Consider the following 18,679-nt stretch of genomic DNA (forward strand, 5'->3'; position numbering starts at 1 on the left):
ACGTCATCGCGACTAAAGTCTGATCGCATAGCTCCCGGACGCGGTTGCCTTTGCGGCAACCTGCCCTAACCTCCCTATGCCCGAGGTAGGGGCCCTTGCTGTTGAAATCTGTGGGAGGAGATTCGAATGGCGTTTTCTGATATTACCCGTCGCATGAGCCTGGCGCTCGGCCTTGGCCTGCTCGCAGCCGCCACAGGCACGGCCGCATCGGCTCAGAGCTTTCCTGACCGATCCATAACCATGATCGTGCCTTTCGCGGCCGGAGGCTCGACCGATGTCGTCGCGCGTATCGTCGCGCAGAAAATGTCTGAAGATCTCGGCCAGCAGGTCATCGTGCAGAATGTTGCGGGAGCCGGCGGCAATCTCGGCGCTGACAACGTCGCGCGTGCTGCGCCGGACGGCTATACGATCCTGATGGGCACTGTCGCCACCCACGCGCTCAATCCGCTGATCCTGAAATCGACGCCTTATGATGCCGAGAAGGATTTCGCGCCGATCTCGTTGCTCGTGGTCGTTCCGAACGTGCTGGTCGTCAATCCGGAACTGCCCGCAAAGAACGTGCAGGAATTGATCGCGCTGCTGAAGGCCGATCCGGACAAATACAGTTACGCCTCATCCGGCAACGGCACGCCGCTGCATCTTTCCGGCGAACTTTTTAAAAGTATGGCGGGCGTCGACATGCAGCATATTCCCTATAAGGGCGCTGGACCGGCACTGAACGACGTCATTGGCAACCAGGTGCCGATCATGTTCGACAACCTGCCCTCGTCGTCTAGCCACATCAAGGCCGGCACGCTGCGGGCACTCGCCGTAACGACCGCCGAACGCGCGTCATCCTTCCCTGATATTCCGACCATCGCGGAATCCGGTATCCCGGGATACGAGACCTATACGTGGAATGCGCTCTTTGCACCGGCCAATACGCCGGCCGATGTGATCACCCGCCTCAACGCCTCCGCCAAGAAGGCGCTGACCGATCCGGCCGTTGCCGAGCGGATGAAGGAATTCAGCGCAACGATCGTCGGCTCCACGCCGGAAGAACTCGGCGCCCACGTGAAGGCCGAGCTTGCGAAATGGAAACCGGTCGTGGACGGCGCCCATATCCAGATGGAATGAGCACAACGGAAGGGGACAGCGTGCCGTTAGCCCCTTCTCCCGCGCCCGATCCAACCGGCGGCAATTGGACGCCATGCAATTGAATTCTAATTAAGGTAGTGGAAAAGCTCGCAATTCTGGGCTAGCTTTCGGAAGGCTGATGCATGATTTCAGCTTACCAGGAGGGATCCATGTACAGATTTGAAGTTTACAAGGATAAGGCCGGTGAATTCCGCTTCCGCTTCAAGGCGTCGAACGGCGAGACCATGTTCTCGTCCGAAGGCTACAAGGCGAAGGCATCCGCGATAAACGCCATCGAATCCATCAAGAAAAATTCGCCTGGCGCTGATGTAGTGGATCAGACAAAGGCGGAAGCCTGACTGGAAGCGGAGGCGGCATCAGTCGCCTCCCGCACTTTCCGCTCAGCGTATTTTTCGCACGCATTTCCATGTGATCGATTTTTTTCGACCGCAATGTCGAAATGAGGACGACTGAGACCTCATTGTTTCGGAACGGCTGAAGGCCGCGCCACCGGAGCATTGCAGCATGGGCGAATTTGGCTTTAGATGCTGTCTGCCCGGTCAAACGCCCCTAGAGGATCAGGAGTTTCCGATGCAATACGCACTTATCATCCGTGAATCCGCAGAAGACTTCGTCCGCCGCAGCGACCCTGCCTACCGCGACGGCTGGACGGCCTATACCAAGGCACTGGTGCAAGCCGGGATCTTGACCGCTGGTGCCGGCCTGACCCCGCCTGAGACAGGCACGATCGTGCGTCGCAAGGGCGAGAACCATGATGTACAGGATGGCCCCTACCCGGAAGGTAAGGAATCGCTCGGCGGCTTCTACGTGATCGACGTGCCCGATCTCGATACGGCGCTCGAATGGGCCACGCGCGTTCCCGTCTCCGAACAGGGCTCGGTGGAAATACGGCCCCGGCTGCAGGTCGCGTGAGGCCGTTGTGACATCCGATGCAGGCCGTGCCGCCGAGAAGGTGGCACGGCAATCCTACGGCAAGCTCATCGCCTTCCTTGCCGCCCGCTCCCGCGATGTCCCGGCGGCGGAGGACGCATTGTCTGATGCGCTGGCGGCCGCGTTGCGGGTCTGGCCCGAGCGGGGCATTCCCGACAATCCCGAGGGCTGGCTGCTCACCGCAGCCCGCCGCAACCTCATACAGGCTGCCCGCCATCGAACCGTCCGCGACAATGCCAGCGAAACGATTGCGCTGGCCGTCGAGGAAGCCGAGGAGCGCATGAACGATGCACGAAATGGCGACTTTTCCGATGAGCGACTGAAGCTGCTTTTTGCCTGCACACACCCGGCAATTGACCGGTCCGTTCACACGCCGCTGATGCTTCAGACCGTGCTCGGCATTGATGCGAAGACAATCGCACAGGCCTTCGTAGTCTTGCCGGATGCCATGAGCCAGCGCCTGGTGCGGGCCAAGGTCAAGATCCGCGACGCCGGCATTCCCTTCGCCGTTCCCGAGCGGCAGATCCTGACGGAACGGCTGGCAGGCGTGCTCTCGGCAATCTATGCCGCCTACGGGCTCGGCTGGGACGGTCTCGATGGTGAAGGAGGCAGTCGCACGAGCCTGACCGATGAGGCGATCTGGCTTGGCCGCGCCCTCATGACCATTCTGCCCGAGGAGCCGGAGGTCATCGGGCTGCTCTCACTGATGCTTTATTGCGAGGCGAGAAGACACGCACGACGTGATGGCGATGGCGCCTACATACCGCTTGAGGAGCAGGATACCGGTCTCTGGAACGAAATCATGATGGCCGAAGCCGACGCGTTGCTGCGCAAGGCGGGCACTTTCGACCGCTTCGGTCCGTTCCAGTGCCAGGCGGCGATCCAGTCCGTCCACACCACGCGCCGCCGGACGGGCACGACGGATTGGAAGGCGCTCGTCACCCTCTACCGAGCGCTCATCGCGATGAAACCGACACTCGGTTCCAAGGTCAGCCATGCCGCCGTAATCGGCAGGGTCGATGGCGCGGCCCCGGCCATCGCCCTGCTGGACGGGTTGGAACAACCGGGCATCGCCAGCTACCAGCCTTACTGGGCGGTGCGGGCGCATCTGCTGGAAGACCTTGGCGAAAGCGATGCCGCGGCAGCAGCCTACAGGATGGCGATCGGCCTCAGCGACAGTCCCGCCGTCCGCACCTTCCTCACCGGCAAGCTTCAAGCCGTTATTTTTCGGTCAGCTTGAGCTCGATACGGCGGTTGGTGGCACGCGCGTCCGGCGTATCGCCCGGTGCAATCGGCTGGAATTCGCCAAAACCTGCCGCAACGAGCCGGTCTGCGGGCACTCCCTGCGCGATCAGGAACTTCACGACCGAAATCGCGCGGGCGGATGAAAGCTCCCAGTTGTCGCGGTAGCGGCCTGAGCCCGACAGTGCGACATTGTCCGTATGGCCATCGACGCGCAGAACCCAGTTGATCTCAGGCGGAATTTCCTTGGCGAGATCGAGTAGCGCGGCGGCAAGCTTTGCCATTTCCGTTTGGCCATCCGGATTGAGGTCGGCTCCGCCAGACGGGAACAGCACTTCCGACTGAAAGACGAAACGGTCGCCGACGACGCGAATGTTCTCGCGATCGGACAGGATTTCGCGCAAGCGGCCGAAGAAGTCCGAGCGGTAGCGATTGAGTTCCTGCACACGCGCAGCCAGCGCCACGTTCAGGCGGCGGCCGAGATCGGCGATTTTCGTCTGCGAAGTCTGATCCTTCTCCTCGGAAGCCTGAAGTGCTGCCTCGACAGCAGCGATCTGGCTGCGCAGCGCCGCGATCTGCTGGTTGAGGAGCTCGACCTGGCTGAGGGCACGGTCGCTGACCTGCTTCTGCTCATCGAGCTGCTGCGTCAGCGTTCCGATCTGCTGCTTTGCCGCATTCTGGCCGCCGGTACCGGCGCTGAGAAGCGCCTGCAACCGCGTACGCTCGCCCTCGGCACTCGCAAGCGACGCCTGCAGATTGGCGACCGAATCCTGAAGATCCTGATTGCTGCCCTTCTCGAGCGCCAACAACTGCGTGAGCTCGTTGATCTGACCGTTCAGACGCGTCAGCACCTCGTCACGACCGCTGATTTCGCGGCTGAGAATGAACTGGCCGACAACGAAAACCGTGAGGATGAACATGATGGCGATGAGCAGCGTCGATAGAGCATCGACGAAGCCCGGCCAGTAGTCCACCGCGCGTTGGCGGCGGTTGCGGCCAAGAGGCATGGCTTACTTGCCCTCGCTCTTTTCGACCTGGCCGGACCGTTCGCGCGCTCTGTCGCTGCCGCGGTCTTGCACACCGATGCGTTCAGCCAGACGATCGAGCGTGCGGCGCATCGCCTTTGCCTCGTCCTGCTGGACCTCGATCCAGTCGCGCAGCATCTGCTGCTCGTTGCGCATGTTCTTGACGAGACCCTGAATGCCTTCGGCAAGGCTTGCCATGGCGGCGACCGACCGCTGGCTGGACGCGCCGTCCCCTTCGGCGACCTTTCGCAGATATTCCGACAGGGCCTTCATATCTTCCGATGAGCCACCAGAAACGCCATCCAGCGCCGGCACCGGAATGTCGGAGCCGACATCGGTAACCGAGGAGAGCCAGTTTTCCAGCTCCGTATAGAAACGGTTCTGCGCACGTCCGGCCTGCAGATCGAGGAACCCGAGGATCAGCGAGCCCGAAAGACCGAGCAGCGAGGACGAGAAAGCCTGGCCCATGCCGGAAAGCGGCATCGCAAGCCCTTCCTTCAGCGTCGAAAGCACATCGCCCGTGCCATTCGAGCCGGCATCGAGCGACTGGATGACAGAGCTGATGGAGCCGATCGTGCCGATAAGGCCCCAGAAGGTGCCGAGCAGGCCGAGAAAGACGAGAAGGCCGATAAGATAGCGGGAAACGTCACGCGATTCGTCGAGGCGGTTGGCAATCGAATCCAGAATGGAGCGCAGCGCGGTGGTCGATAATGCAACCCCGGACCTGCTACGATTTCCAATCAGCGCCCGCATCGGCGCAAGCAGCCGCGGATGGCGGTTCACCTTGTCGGCACTGCCAGCAGCACGGAAAGAATTGAACCAGCGTACTTCCGGGCGAAGCGACAGGACATGATTGAAAACGAGAATGATTCCAACGGCAAGAACGCCGACGATGAGACCGTTCAGGCCCGGATTATGCATGAAGGCAGTCTGCGTCTGCCGGAACAGGATCGCCGCGATGAAGCCCACGATGATGAGGAACAACACCATCGTCCAGAAGAACGACATGGGGCTGGAGAGTTTGTAAGTGTAGCCACCGGCCGTCTTCTCGGTCGAGCCGAACTCGGCCACATTCACATTTTCCATAGGTTCCTCGGCCTCCGGACTCATTACAGCCGAAGACTAGATCAACATTGTGCCGAATTGAAGTATGCGCAGGCGAAAAGCCGGACTTTACAACAGGCTGTTGCCCAGATCGTCACTTGGTCGGAACCGGCCGCTTGACGACTTCCGTGAGCGCTTTGTGGATGTGCTCGTTGCCGGCAATGATCGCACCGGTCTCCAGAATTGACGCCCCCCCGTCCCAGTCAGTGGCATAACCACCCGCTTCGCGGATGAGCAGAATGCCGGCCGCCATGTCCCAGGGCGACAGCGCCACTTCCCAGAAGCCGTCGAAACGACCGGCGGCCACATAGGCAAGATCAAGCGAGACTGCCCCCATGCGGCGGATGCCGGCAACTTCGCCCATGACATGGCGCAGCTCGATCAGGAACTTGCCGTGATTGCCGCGGCCGAGATGCGGCACGCCGCAGCCGATGACGCTGTCGGAAAGCACCCGGCGCGAGGCGACGCGCAGGCGGCGATCGTTGAGGAACGCGCCGCCGCCACGCTCGGCAGTGTAAAGCTCGTCCGTCGCCGGATTGAAGACCACGCCTGCGACGATCTCATTGTTGCGCTCGAGTGCAATGGAAACGGCAAAGGCCGGGATACCGTGCAGGAAGTTGGTCGTGCCATCGAGCGGATCGACGATCCAGCGGTGCGCACCATCGGTACCCTTGATCTCTTCGCTCTCTTCGCCAAGGAAGCCATAGGTCGGACGAGCCTTGAGAAGCTCTTCCTTGACGATCTTCTCGGCCTTGCGGTCGGCATTCGAAACGAAGTCGCCCGGTCCCTTCACGGATACCTGCAGGTTCTGCACTTCCCCGAAATCACGCCCCAGCGACTTGCCTGCCTTGATGGCAGCCTGAACCATGACATTGAGAAGAGCTGAACGGGCCATGTGGGCATTTTCCTTGGATAATACGGGACGCGCTGTCAGGGGCGGGATATGTCCCTGAACGCCGGAAGCGACAGCGCTGCATAGATTGGCGGCCTCAAGACCACAAAATCAGGGAAATTTCAAGGGGAATGCCGCATGGCAGGGTTGCAGCAGGAAAGGATAGTTCCTAAATTATTCTGGACAGATCAGTCTGGAAACCTTATTGAGGCGTCATGGCAAGGCATAAGGAATTCGATCGCGACACCGCACTCAAGGCTGCCATCACCGTGTTTACCGAACACGGCTACGAGGGCACGTCCACGGATGCGCTGCTCTCGGCCATGAAGATCAGCCGGCAAAGCATGTACGATACTTTCGGCGACAAGCGCAGCCTCTATCTGGCAGCGCTCGACCGCTACAATCTCGACAGCGTCTCTCAACTCGTGGCCGATCTGCACCGCGATACGACACCGTTGAAAGCTTTGGAAGAGACGCTCATCGCCTTTGCCTCCCGTCCGGAAACCGAAGCCGGCCGTGGCTGCCTTGGCGTCAGCGCCGTATGCGAGTTCGGCCGCACGGACAGTGCGGTCTCTGATCTGACAGACAAGGCATCCCGCCTGCTTTCATCCGCCGTGCAGACAATCCTTGAGGAAGGCAAGAAGCGGGGCGAGGTCGCGGATGATGTCAATACCACCGATGCCGTGCAGTTCCTCGGCTCGACCCTGTCAGGCATGAAGGTCAGCGCCCGCAACGGCGCCCCCCCCGAAGCACTTCGCGGGATAGCCCGCCTCGCCGTTCGAAGCCTCCGGTAAAAACTGGAAGTCCAAACCCGATTTCGCATGTCCAATTCCAGACTAAACAGTCCAAAAAAAGGAAGAAACCCACAATGTCCCAACCACTCTCCGGCAAGATCGCCCTCGTAACCGGTGGCTCGCGCGGTATCGGTGCCGCAATCGTCCGCCGCCTCAGCAGCGACGGCGCGGCCGTTGCGTTCACCTATTCCGCCTCTGGCGACAAGGCGAAGGCCATCGTTGCCGAAATAGAGGCGCAGGGTGCGAACGCGCTGGCCATCAAGGCAGACAGCGCTGATCCGAAGGCCGTTCAGGATGCGGTCGATGAGACCGTCTCGACGTTCGGTGGCATCGACATTCTCGTCAACAGCGCCGGAATTCTCATGTTGAATTCAGTAGAGAATTTCCCCCTCGAGGACTTCGACCGCATGTTTGCGGTCAATGTCCGCGCCGTCTTTGCCGGTACGCAAGCGGCCGCGCGCCACATGAAAGCAGGCGGGCGCATCATCACCATCGGCAGCATCGTCGCCGAGCGGAGCGGTTTCCCGACCTCCTCGGTCTATTCCATGACAAAGGGTGCAGTGGCCGCCATGACACGCGGCCTTGCCCGCGATCTCGGCCCGCGCAGCATCACGGTCAACACTATTCAGCCAGGCCCGACGGCAACGGACATGAACTCGAACGAAGCCAGCCATGAGATGCTGAAACAGTTGATGGCGCTCGGCCGCATCGGCGAGGACAAGGAAATCGCTAGCTTCACCGCCTATCTCGCCAGCCCCGAAGCCTCCTTCATCACCGGCGCCAGCCTTACGATCGACGGCGGTTATCTGGCCTGATGCAGACAGTGGAACGGCGGCGCAGATACGCCGCCGTTCCACTGCTTAATGTCCGAAACTCAGGATTTCTGCTGTGTGATCAGCACTTCGCGGGCGATCTGGTCGAGCGGCAGAATACGGTCGACACCGCCCTTGGCGATCGCTTCCTTCGGCATGCCGAAAACAACCGAGGTCGCTTCATCCTGCGCGACGGTATAGGCACCGGCCTGATGCATTTCCAGCATGCCGCGCGCACCGTCGTCTCCCATTCCGGTCATGATGATGCCCATCGCGTTCGAGCCGGCCGAACGGGCAGCGGAACGGAAGAGCACATCGACGGACGGACGGTGGCGGGAAACCAGCGGCCCCGGCTTGACGGACACGTAATAACGCGCCCCCTGACGCTCCAGCAACATATGCTTGTCGCCGGGCGCAATCAGCACATGACCGCGCAACACCGGATCGCCGTCGGCCGCTTCCTTGACCTCGACTTCGCAAAGACCGTTGAGGCGCTTGGCAAAAGCCGCTGTGAATTTTTCCGGCATGTGCTGAACGATGACCATGCCTGGCGCGTTGGCCGGCAGCGCTTCCAGAAATTCGCGCAGGGCTTCCGTTCCGCCCGTCGAAGCGCCGACGCAGACGACCATTTCCGTCGTCTTCGCCATTGCCCGGCCGGTTGGCGGCGGCAACATCGCATCGGCCGTCAGCTTCTTGGCCGGCCCTTCCGCCGAAGCCGAACGGATGCTGCCTGCAGCGCGGCGCACATTGGTAAGCCGCGCATGCGAGGCGCTCTTGACCACTTCACGGATGCGCATGGCATCATCGGCCAGGCTATCCGCCGCACCGATCTTGGATTTCAGGATGACGTCGACGGCACCCGCCTCAAGCGCCTGAAGCAGAGTTTCCGAACCCGCCTCTGTCAGCGAGGAGCACATGACGACCGGGATCGGCCGCTGCGACATGAGCTTGCGCAGGAAGGTGATCCCATCCATGCGCGGCATCTCGACATCGAGCGTGATGACATCAGGGATCTCTTCCTGGATCTTGCGCGCCGCCATGAACGGGTCGGAAGCCACGGCCATGACTTCGATCTCCGGGTCTTCTTCCAGAACCCGAGCCAGCGTCTGCCTGACACTGGCGGAATCGTCGATGATGAGGACGCGGACTTTTTTGGCCATAGGATCCCCTCAGATGCGCTGGAACACCGTATTCGAAACCTGCTTCAAGGGAAGGTCGAAGCCGGTGATCGATTCCGAGTGACCGATAAACATGTAACCGCCCTTCGCGAGGCAATTGCAGAGACGGGTGAGCACTCCGGCCTGCGTCTGCTTGTCGAAGTAGATCAGCACGTTGCGGCAAAAGATCAGGTGCATCATGTCGCCAACAGGATATTTCTCATCCATCAGGTTCATGCGGGCGAAGCCGACACGGCTGCGCAGCTTCGGCGAGATGCGAACCTCGCGGCGGCCATGCTGCTTGGCCACCATGACATATTTCTTCTGCAGATCACGCGGCACCGGAGCGACCAGATCTTCCGCATAAATGCCCTTGCGCGCTGTCTGTAGCACATCGGTGGAGAGATCCGTCGCCAGCACATTGTAGGAGACATCGCTGCGGTTCTCGACGAACTCGGCCAGCACCATAGCCATCGTATAGGGCTCTGCACCCGTCGAGCAGGCAGAACTCCATGTGCGGATCGTCCGCAGGCCGCTGTCGGCGAGCGTCGGTAGGGCGACCATCTGCATATATTCGAAATGTTTGGCTTCCCGGAAGAAGTCGGTCTTATTGGTCGTCACGACGTCGATCAGGTAGACAGTCTCCTGCTCGAGACCATCCTCGTTGAACAGGAAATCACAATAGTCGTCGAAGCTCGCATGGCGCGTGGCGCGCAAACGCCGGCGCAGCCGGCCCTCCAGCATCGTCAGCTTCGTCGGCGGCATCTTGATGCCGCTATAGTCATAGATGAACCGTGCCAGCTTGTCGAAATTACGCTTGCTGATCCTGTCACCCGGCAATTGGGTTTCTACCGCTGCCATACTCATAAAACGCGACGCTCCGAACAGGTCTTGAGGGCCTCAGGCGGCCGATTGCAGGACAGTTGCATCCTCGCGCGACAGAAGCCGGGCGAGGTCGACGATGACGACGAAGCCGTTCTCGCGGCGCACGACACCAGCAATATAATCCGACCGCCAGCGTACGCCGATATCGGGTGCAGACTCGATCTGATCGCGACGGAAGGGCGTCACTTCGAAAACGCGGTCGGCAACGAGGCCGAGCGTCAGAAGGCGATTTTCCATCGGAACGTCGAGAACCAGCACCCGCGTGTGCGGCGTCGGCACTGTCTTCGACATGCCGAGCTTCAGGCGCAGATCGATCGTCGGAACGCCCTGGCCGCGCACGTCGCGCAGGCCAAGCAGATAGTCGGGACCATTCGGAATCTTGAATGCTTCCGCATAGTCGAGGATTTCGCGCACCACCTCCACCGGAACGGCGAAGATCTCCTCGCCGAGGCTGAAGGTCACGAATTGGGCTTCCAGAGATGTTGTTGCCATGATCAACCGCTTTCCTTGGATTCGGGCGCCCCGATTATCGGAGACGCCTGTTAACATATTGAAAGGACCCGGATGCTCAGGCGCTTTCCTTGAACTCGGCATCCCCATCATCAGGGCCACCCATGGAGAGGTCGAGAGCAAAGCCCTTGGCGCGGGCCTGCTGGGCGGCGACCGAATTGGCGGCCGTGGTCTTCTTGCCGACCGGCTTGCGGCCTCCGGTCGGAGCGGGCGTGCGCACCGTGACCTTGGCAGCCGGAGCGCGGGACAGGCGGTGGCCGGCCATGTCCACCTTGAAGAAGGCGATGGAGGCCTGCAGTTCCTCAGCCTGGGTCGCCAGCTCTTCGGAGGTCGCCGACATCTCTTCGGAAGCGCCGGCATTCTGCTGGGTCACCTTGTCGAGCTGCTGGATCGCTTCGTTGATCTGGGCTGCACCAATATCCTGCTCGCGGCACGCCGAGCTGATCTCGGAGACCAGTTCGGCAGTCTTGCGGATGTCAGGAACCAGGCGACCAAGCATGTCGCCGGCTTCCTGCGCTGCCTTGACTGTATCGCCGGACATCGCACTGATCTCAGCGGCGGCCGACTGGCTGCGTTCTGCAAGCTTGCGCACTTCCGAGGCGACAACCGCAAAGCCCTTGCCGTGTTCACCGGCACGCGCAGCTTCGACGGCGGCATTCAGGGCGAGCAGGTCGGTCTGGCGGGCGATTTCCTGAACGATGCCGATCTTCTCGGCAATCGTGCGCATCGCAGCCACCGCACGGTTGACGGCATCGCCGGAATTCTCCGCATCCTTGGCGGACTGGCGGGCGATCTTTTCGGTCTGGGCGGCGTTGTCGGCATTCTGCTTGATGTTTGAGGCCATCTGCTCCATCGAAGCAGAAGCCTCTTCAGCCGAAGCCGCCTGTTCGGTTGCGCCCTGCGAGACCTGCTCGGAGCTGGCTGACAGTTCCTGGCTGCCGGACGAGACGTTTTCCGCAGCGGCGATTGCATCAGCGACGACACCACGCAGACGCTCCACCATCTGCTCCAGAGCGATACCCAACGTATCCTTTTCGGACAGAGGTTTCGGAGACACGGTAAGGTCGCCGTTCGAGATCTGGTTGGCGATCTGCGCCGTGTTACGCAGGTTGCCGGTCATCCTCGTCATGGAATTGACCAGGTCGCGGATTTCGTCATTGCTCTTATGCTCGATGTCCTGTTCGAGGTCGCCGATGCTGACGGCATCCGCGAGCTGGACTGCACGCTTGAGGCCACGGGAGATATTGAGCAGGATCCAGATGGCAGCAGCAGAGGATATGATGATCAGACCTATCGTCATCATCACCAGCATGTTGCGTGACTGGGCATACTGGTCGTTGGTAGCGGCGTCGGTCTCGGCGACATTGCCGGTCACGGTGTCGTTCAGCTTGGTGAGAATGCCGAGAAGCTGGGTCGTCACCGCCTGGCCTTCGCCCATCGAAATGACGCCGGCCTGGGTGTTGGATTCGGTTGTGTTCTGCTTGGCGAGGTCGGCAACACGATCCTGCAGCGCCGTCCACTTGCCGTAGAGATCGCCGAACTGAGCCATGCCATTCCTGATGTCAGGGTCTTCCGAAGTGGCAAGGCGAGCCTGCAGTGTCTTGATCTGCTCGCGCTGCTGCGAGATCTCATCGACATAGCCGGCGATCTTGGTCGCATCGGTATTGATGATCGCATCCTTTTCGGCGCGGATGGAACGCATCACGGCATCGGAGAGATCACCGGAATCGCGCAGATTGGCGACCGGACCGGCAACCATGACCGAGATGTCGCTATTCAGCGACGAGAGATTGTAGATCGAAAGACCGGCCATGGCGCAGGTCAGGAGAACGATGAAACCGAACACCAGGCCCAGTTTGAGTTTGATCGTGAAGCGCATTCCAAGACCCCTTTAGGACTGCAGCGGATATCCCGCGAAATGACACATTGTGCCGCCGTAAAAACGCTTCATGCGTTGCCGGCCGAGCCGGTGTGCCCCGGCGCTTCCATGCGCCGGCCGTAACGGGGCCGCTGTTGCCGCGGCCCCAATGCCTGTCCGCCGGGAAGCGCTTACGCGCTTTCCCGGAAATCATCGTCCGCCGTGTCCGGTCCGCCCATGGACATGTCCAGGGCAAAACCCTTGGCGCGGGCTTGCTGAGCGACAATGCCGTTGGCGGCAGCCGCCTTGCCGACCGGCTTGCGAGGTGCAGATGGAGCCGGGCTGCGCGTGGTCACCTTGGTAGCCGGTGCGCGACCCTGGCGGCCACCCGTCGCCATTGCCTTGCCACCCGCCGTATCCACTTTGAAGAACGCGATAGACGTCTGCAATTCCTCGGCCTGGGCAGCGAGCTCTTCGGAGGTTGCAGACATCTGCTCGGAAGCACCCGCATTCTGCTGGGTTACCTTGTCGAGCTGCTGGATCGCCTCGTTGATCTGCGACGCACCGACATCCTGCTCGCGGCATGCAGAGCTGATCTCCGCCACGAGTTCCGCCGTCTTTCTGATGTCAGGCACTAGGCGGCCGAGCATGTCGCCGGCTTCCTGGGCGGCAGTGACGGTATCGCTCGACATGGCGCTGATTTCCGCTGCCGCCGACTGGCTGCGCTCTGCAAGCTTGCGCACTTCCGAAGCGACGACCGCAAAACCCTTGCCGTGTTCGCCGGCACGAGCCGCCTCCACCGCGGCGTTGAGGGCAAGAAGGTCGGTCTGACGGGCAATTTCCTGAACGATGCCGATCTTCTGGGCGATCGTACGCATGGCTTCGACCGCGCGGGAAACAGCACTTCCGCTCATCTCCGCATCCTTGGCGGATTGCCGCGCGATCTTTTCCGTTTGGGCGGCATTGTCGGCGTTCTGCTTGATGTTGGCTGCCATCTCTTCCATCGAGGAGGAGGCTTCCTCGGCCGCCGAAGCCTGCTCGGTCGCGCCCTGCGATACCTGCTCCGAGCTCGCCGAAAGCTCCTGGCTGCCGGCCGAAACATTCTCGGCGGCTGCAATTGCGTCGGCGACGACATCGCGCAAACGCTCCACCATCTGTTCGAGCGCAGTGCCAAGTGTATCCTTGGCCGAAAGCGGCTTCGGAGACACTGTCAGGTCGCCGGCAGCAATCTGCGTAGCAATATCGGCAGTGATGCGAAGGTTGGCGACCATGCTTTGCATCGCAATGCCGAGCGTATCCTTCGCCGAAAGCGGCTTGACCTCTACCGAGAGGTCGCCTTCTGCGATCTGGTTGGCAACATCGGCGGTGGCGCGCAGGTTGTTCACCATACCCAGCATGGCAATACCGAGCGTATCCTTGTCGGAGAGCGGCTTCGGTGTAACGCTGAGGTCACCGTTCGAAATCTCGTTTGCGATGCCAGCGGTATTGCGCAGATTGTCCGTCATGACGTTGATCGTGTTCACCAGATCCTTGATCTCGTCGTTGCTCCGGATCTCGACCTTCTGGTTCAGATCGCCGATGGCGACGGCGCTGGCGACGTTCATGATCTTGCGCAGGCCGCTGTTGATGCCGAGCGCGATCCAGAGCGCGGCAGCAAAAGCGATGACAGAAGCGCCGATGGCGATGCCGATCAGCAGGTTCCTGGTGTTGCCGTAGAGGATTTCCGTATCGTCGTCGGCCTGGGTCATCGACTTCTGCTGAAGCGCGACGAGCGCCGTAAAGACGTCTTCCAGCTCCGTGACGATGGCGCGAACCTCTCCACCGGAATAGGCCGTGGCCGCTGCCCTGTCGCCACTTTCCTGGATCAAGGCAACTTTGTTGGAACCTTCCACGAAACGTTTGCTCAGCTCGACCAGCCTATCCCACGTCGGCTTGCCGTCAGCCGTTGCAAGCTGCTGGCCGCCTGTCGCGAATGTGAGCATTTCATCCATGCTCTTTGCCGAGTTTTGGAAGTGTTTCCTGGCTGCTTCAGGATCCATTTCCAAAAGGGCATTCTTCTGCCACCGGATGGCATCGAGTTCGGCAGCTTTGGCTTCCAGAGCCAGCTCCAGTCTTTTTGAAGGACCTGCGATCAGGTTGCCGACAGCGTCGTTCAGCGAGCTGAGGCTGATAATTCCAAAGACTGCACTACCCACTAGCAACAGTATGACGAAGCCGAACGCGGCTGCGAGCTTGAGCTTGATCGTGATACGCATCGCAATACCCCTATTTGAAAGCGACGGAATAAGTGTGGACCGGTGGTTTCCTGGGCGCGGCGTCACGCAGCAAAAACATTCCGGAGGCGAAGACAGTTATCGAAGAAATTGCGATCTTGCGTCCGGCGTTCCTGGGCACCGAATGCTTGTGGTCAGGGGCCATAAGCCTGGTCCCTGACGGTATTGGAGCGAGAAAGCGCTCAGGCGCTTTCGCGGAAATCATCGTCGCCGGCGTCCGGGCCGCCCATCGACATATCCAGGGCAAAGCCCTTGGCGCGTGCCTGCTGGGCGGCGACCGAATTGGCAGCCGTGGTCTTCTTGCCGACCGGCTTGCGGATTGCTGCCGGAGCCGGGCTGCGGACCGTGACCTTGGCGGCCGGCGTGCGGGACTGGCGGTTGCTGGCCATGTCCACCTTGAAGAAGGCGATCGACGTCTGCAGTTCCTCGGCCTGGGAGGCGAGTTCCTCCGAGGTTGCTGACATCTGCTCGGAGGCGCCGGCATTCTGCTGCGTCACCTTGTCGAGCTGCTGGATCGCCTCGTTGATCTGGGCAGCCCCGATATCCTGCTCGCGGCACGCCGAGCTGATCTCGGAAACCAGCTCCGCCGTCTTGCGGATGTCGGGCACCAGGCGGCCGAGCATATCGCCCGCCTCCTGGGCGGCTTTCACCGTATCACCGGACATGGCGCTGATTTCAGCGGCGGCCGATTGGCTGCGTTCGGCAAGCTTGCGCACTTCCGAGGCGACGACCGCAAAACCCTTGCCGTGCTCACCGGCACGTGCCGCTTCGACGGCGGCATTCAGCGCGAGAAGGTCGGTCTGGCGGGCAATCTCCTGGACGATGCCGATCTTCTGCGCGATCGTGCGCATGGCGTCGACGGCGCGGGAGACGGCTTCGCCGCTGGCTTCCGCATCCTTGGCCGACTGGCGGGCGATCTTCTCGGTCTGGGCGGCATTGTCGGCGTTCTGCTTGATGTTTGAGGCCATCTCTTCCATCGAGGCCGAAGCCTCTTCGGCGGAGGCGGCCTGCTCCGTCGCACCTTGAGAAACCTGCTCGGAGCTTGCCGAGAGTTCCTGGCTGCCCGCAGAGACGTTCTCGGCAGCCGAAATCGCATCGGCAACGACGCCGCGCAGGCGCTCGACCATCTGCTCGAGCGCAGTGCCGAGCACATCCTTTTCCGAAAGCGGCTTCGGTGAAACGGTCAGGTCGCCGTTCGAGATCTGGTTGGCCACTTCGGCAGTTGTGCGCAGGTTGGTCACCATGCTCTGCATGGCGATGCCGAGAGCATCCTTGTCCGACAGCGGCTTTGCGTCGATCGAGAGGTCCCCCATGGCAATCTTGTCAGCAAGGGCCGCAGTGCTGCGCAAGTTGGCGGTCATGATGTTGACCGTGTCGATCAGATCCTTGATCTCATCATTGGTCTTGATCTCGACCTTCTGCTCGAGATCGCCTTTCGAGACGGCTTCCGCGATGAAGGCAACCTTCTTCAGGCCACGGTTGACACCGAAAGCGATCCAGACCGCGATGGCCGTCGAGAAAACGAACAGCACCGCCGCCATGCCGATCAGGGCGCTGCTGGAATTGTCGTATTGGACATTCGTCGCTACATCGGTGGCGTGAAGATCTTCAACGATATGATTGTTGAGTTCACCCAGGATCTTCAGGAGATTATCGGTGATCTTGGCACCTTCGCCCATGGAAATCTGAGCGGCATGCGCGTTGCTTTCAGCAGTGTTCTGGGTTGCCAAATCAAGGATCTGGTCCTGCATCCGTGTCCAGTTCGGATAGACCGAACGGAATTCTGCAAGCTTGCTGACGACTGCCGGATTGGTCTCCTTGTCGAGCTCGGCCAGCCGGTCGTCGATAGTCTTCCGTTCCTGCGCGACCGTGTCCCGATATCCGGTGATGGCAGCCGGATCCGTGTTCATAACGGCATTCTTCTCGGCGCGGATCGATGCGGCGACCGCATCAGAAAGCCCGCCCGAATTCAAAAGGTTCTTGGCAGGACCAGCAACGATATCGCTGATGGCGGCATTGAGTGAATAAAGATTGGAAATGGCAAGACCTGCCATCCCAAGTGCCAGTAATATTACGAGACCAAAAGCAATACCTAGCTTCATTTTAATGGTGAATCGCATCTCTATCCCCTGAAAGCGGAAAATACTGTCTCGCAAGGCGGCCCGTGAGCAGATCGCCAGTAAGTAAAACCAATGAAGAGCCAAAAAAGGGGGACAGCGAGTGATTCACTTCCCAGCAGTCGGACATCTAGTGATCACGACGCTAACGCATACACACGTTGCGGGATATTTCGATCCGAGGCCGCCGAAGCGGCCGCGGAGAGTTTCGGTTGACTGCGAAGCCGCTTAAGCGCTTTCGCGGAAATCGTCGTCACCGGCGTCCGGCCCGCCCATCGACATGTCCAGAGCAAAGCCCTTGGCACGCGCCTGTTGGGAAGCGACGGTGTGGCCGTGATTGTGGTTCTGCGTAGCCGGAGCTGGCTTGCGTGGGGCAGCGGCCGGAGCCTTGACCACCTTGGCAGCCGTCTTTGCAGCGGTCTTCCTTACGCCAGCACGGGTCGCGCCTGCCGTATCGACCTTGAAGAAGGCGATTGAAGCCTGCAGTTCCTCGGCCTGAGCAGCAAGTTCCTCCGAAGTAGCCGACATTTCTTCCGAAGCACCGGCATTCTGCTGCGTCACCTTGTCGAGCTGCTGGATCGCTTCGTTGATCTGCGAAGCGCCGATATCCTGCTCGCGGCAGGCGGCGCTGATCTCGGAGACCAGTTCGGCAGTCTTGCGGATGTCAGGAACCAGGCGGCCGAGCATTTCGCCGGCATCGCGGGCGGCCTTGACCGTGTCGCTCGACATGGAGGAGATCTCCGCGGCTGCCGATTGGCTGCGTTCCGCGAGCTTGCGCACTTCCGAGGCGACGACCGCAAAGCCTTTTCCGTGTTCGCCAGCACGAGCGGCTTCTACGGCGGCGTTCAGGGCGAGCAGGTCGGTCTGGCGGGCAATCTCCTGAACGATGCCGATCTTCTCGGCAATCGTGCGCATTGCATCGACGGCGCGGTTGACGGCATCGCCGGAAGCTTCCGCGTCCTTGGCGGACTGGCGGGCGATCTTCTCGGTCTGAGCGGCATTGTCGGCGTTCTGCTTGATGTTGGCAGCCATCTGCTCCATCGAAGCAGAGGCCTCTTCAGCGGAAGCCGCCTGTTCGGTCGCACCCTGCGAAACCTGCTCGGAGCTGGCCGACAGTTCCTGGCTGCCCGAAGAAACGTTGTCGGCGGCAGACAGGGCATCGGCGACGACACCGCGAAGGCGTTCGATCATGATATTGACGTTGCCGAGCAGTTCGCCGATTTCGTCATGCGTGGTAATCTCGGCCATCTTCGTCAGGTCGCCTTCGGCAACTTCGCGGACAACGGTGTTGGCACGGCTGAGACCCTTGCTGATGGTATTCGCAATCCAGAAGGCTGTGAGGACAGCAATCAGCAACGCTGTCGCGGCAACCGCGATCATCATCGTGCGCGTCGTGCCGTACTGCTGCTCGGCGTTGTCATCCGCATCCTGCATGCGCTTTTTTTCTAGCGCCAGAATTTCATCGAGTGTGGAGTCGATCGCGTTGGCTGCCTGGCGAGCCGTCGTGACCGAGACAGTGTTGGCACCATCCGTATTGCCGCCCTTGATGAAATCTCGGATCTGGTCGTCGGCGTCATTGAATGTCTTGGAGAGTTCGGCAACGCGTTCCCAACGCGCTTTGCCTTCCTCGGTCGCAAGCTTCGTCACGGCAGCGAATGCATCGGCGAAGTCCTTGCGGGCCTGGTTGCCCTTTTCGATTGCACCGGAAGCATCGTCGTCATTGCGTGCTGTCAGAAGGTTCTTCTGCTGGCGGATGGCTTCGAGCTGGGCGATATTGATCTGTTGCGCCAGGTCCAGGCGCGCGGCGGGACCTGCAAGAAGATTGCCGATCGTATCGTTCAGCGAACCGAGGCTGAAGATACCGTAGGCAGCGGTGCCTATCAGCATAAAAATGATGAAGGTGAACGCGCTCACCAGTTTGGTCTTGATCGTCAATCGCATCG

The 18,679-nt window shown here is 60.7% G+C and carries 16 protein-coding genes; 6 read left to right on the plus strand and 10 right to left on the minus strand.

Features of this window, described 5'->3' with window-relative positions:
* The first annotated feature begins 126 nt into the window (after positions 1-126).
* The 4 genes from AB8B33_RS18930 to AB8B33_RS18945 all read left to right on the plus strand — a co-directional run bounded on the left by AB8B33_RS18930 (position 127) and on the right by AB8B33_RS18945 (position 3,307).
* Positions 127-1,116 (plus strand): Bug family tripartite tricarboxylate transporter substrate binding protein, encoded by a 990-nt coding sequence (locus tag AB8B33_RS18930; RefSeq protein WP_439016508.1) that lies wholly within the window; start codon positions 127-129, stop codon positions 1,114-1,116.
* 170 nt (positions 1,117-1,286) lie between these two features.
* On the plus strand, positions 1,287-1,475 hold the full coding sequence (locus tag AB8B33_RS18935; RefSeq protein ID WP_007826520.1) for a YegP family protein: 189 nt from the start codon (positions 1,287-1,289) through the stop codon (positions 1,473-1,475).
* Between the two features lie 232 nt (positions 1,476-1,707).
* On the plus strand, positions 1,708-2,049 hold the full coding sequence (locus AB8B33_RS18940) for a YciI family protein (protein ID WP_113320878.1): 342 nt from the start codon (positions 1,708-1,710) through the stop codon (positions 2,047-2,049).
* A gap of 7 nt (positions 2,050-2,056) precedes the next feature.
* Positions 2,057-3,307: an RNA polymerase sigma factor gene (locus tag AB8B33_RS18945; RefSeq protein WP_439016509.1), complete on the plus strand. Its 1,251-nt coding sequence runs from the start codon at positions 2,057-2,059 to the stop codon at positions 3,305-3,307.
* Here the strand turns inward: AB8B33_RS18945 and AB8B33_RS18950 are convergent.
* From AB8B33_RS18950 to AB8B33_RS18960, 3 genes are all read right to left on the minus strand, one after another.
* Positions 3,288-4,316 carry a peptidoglycan -binding protein gene (locus AB8B33_RS18950; protein WP_439016510.1) on the minus strand — a complete coding sequence of 343 codons (1,029 nt, stop codon included), beginning with the start codon at positions 4,314-4,316 and terminating at the stop codon, positions 3,288-3,290. The two genes, AB8B33_RS18945 and AB8B33_RS18950, sit on opposite strands and share 20 nt — an antisense overlap.
* Positions 4,317-4,319: 3 nt before the next feature.
* Entirely contained in the window at positions 4,320-5,420 is a 1,101-nt protein-coding gene (locus tag AB8B33_RS18955; protein ID WP_113320881.1) for a MotA/TolQ/ExbB proton channel family protein, read from the minus strand.
* 112 nt (positions 5,421-5,532) lie between these two features.
* Positions 5,533-6,333: an inositol monophosphatase family protein gene (locus tag AB8B33_RS18960; RefSeq protein WP_113320882.1), complete on the minus strand. Its 801-nt coding sequence runs from the start codon at positions 6,331-6,333 to the stop codon at positions 5,533-5,535.
* Between the two features lie 212 nt (positions 6,334-6,545).
* Here AB8B33_RS18960 and AB8B33_RS18965 point away from each other — a divergent pair, with 212 nt between their 5' ends.
* Positions 6,546-7,124, plus strand: coding sequence for a TetR/AcrR family transcriptional regulator (locus AB8B33_RS18965; protein WP_113320883.1), 579 nt, complete (start codon positions 6,546-6,548; stop codon positions 7,122-7,124).
* Positions 7,125-7,198: 74 nt separating this feature from the next.
* Positions 7,199-7,939 (plus strand): 3-oxoacyl-ACP reductase family protein, encoded by a 741-nt coding sequence (locus AB8B33_RS18970; protein WP_439016511.1) that lies wholly within the window; start codon positions 7,199-7,201, stop codon positions 7,937-7,939.
* Positions 7,940-7,998: 59 nt separating this feature from the next.
* On the opposite strand, the gene AB8B33_RS18975 is transcribed toward AB8B33_RS18970, so the two are convergent.
* The 7 genes from AB8B33_RS18975 to AB8B33_RS19005 all read right to left on the minus strand — a co-directional run bounded on the left by AB8B33_RS18975 (position 7,999) and on the right by AB8B33_RS19005 (position 18,677).
* Positions 7,999-9,096 carry a protein-glutamate methylesterase/protein-glutamine glutaminase gene (locus AB8B33_RS18975; protein WP_310383529.1) on the minus strand — a complete coding sequence of 366 codons (1,098 nt, stop codon included), beginning with the start codon at positions 9,094-9,096 and terminating at the stop codon, positions 7,999-8,001.
* A 9-nt stretch (positions 9,097-9,105) separates the two neighbouring features.
* Positions 9,106-9,960 carry a CheR family methyltransferase gene (locus tag AB8B33_RS18980; protein WP_439016513.1) on the minus strand — a complete coding sequence of 285 codons (855 nt, stop codon included), beginning with the start codon at positions 9,958-9,960 and terminating at the stop codon, positions 9,106-9,108.
* Between the two features lie 33 nt (positions 9,961-9,993).
* On the minus strand, positions 9,994-10,470 hold the full coding sequence (locus AB8B33_RS18985; protein ID WP_113320887.1) for a chemotaxis protein CheW: 477 nt from the start codon (positions 10,468-10,470) through the stop codon (positions 9,994-9,996).
* Positions 10,471-10,546: 76 nt separating this feature from the next.
* Complete coding sequence (locus tag AB8B33_RS18990) at positions 10,547-12,367, minus strand: methyl-accepting chemotaxis protein (RefSeq protein ID WP_439016514.1); 1,821 nt, start codon at positions 12,365-12,367, stop codon at positions 10,547-10,549.
* 170 nt (positions 12,368-12,537) lie between these two features.
* Positions 12,538-14,601 (minus strand): HAMP domain-containing methyl-accepting chemotaxis protein, encoded by a 2,064-nt coding sequence (locus AB8B33_RS18995; RefSeq protein ID WP_439016515.1) that lies wholly within the window; start codon positions 14,599-14,601, stop codon positions 12,538-12,540.
* Between the two features lie 200 nt (positions 14,602-14,801).
* A complete protein-coding gene (locus AB8B33_RS19000; protein WP_439016516.1) occupies positions 14,802-16,739 on the minus strand; it encodes a HAMP domain-containing methyl-accepting chemotaxis protein in 1,938 nt (645 codons plus the stop codon).
* A gap of 225 nt (positions 16,740-16,964) precedes the next feature.
* The gene (locus AB8B33_RS19005; protein ID WP_439016517.1) at positions 16,965-18,677 is read right to left on the minus strand and encodes a methyl-accepting chemotaxis protein; all 1,713 of its coding nucleotides are present in this window, start codon (positions 18,675-18,677) and stop codon (positions 16,965-16,967) included.
* Between the last annotated feature and the right edge of the window lie 2 nt (positions 18,678-18,679).

The sequence above is a fragment of the Rhizobium sp. 768_B6_N1_8 genome (genome assembly GCF_051811225.1).
GTDB lineage: Bacteria > Pseudomonadota > Alphaproteobacteria > Rhizobiales > Rhizobiaceae > Rhizobium.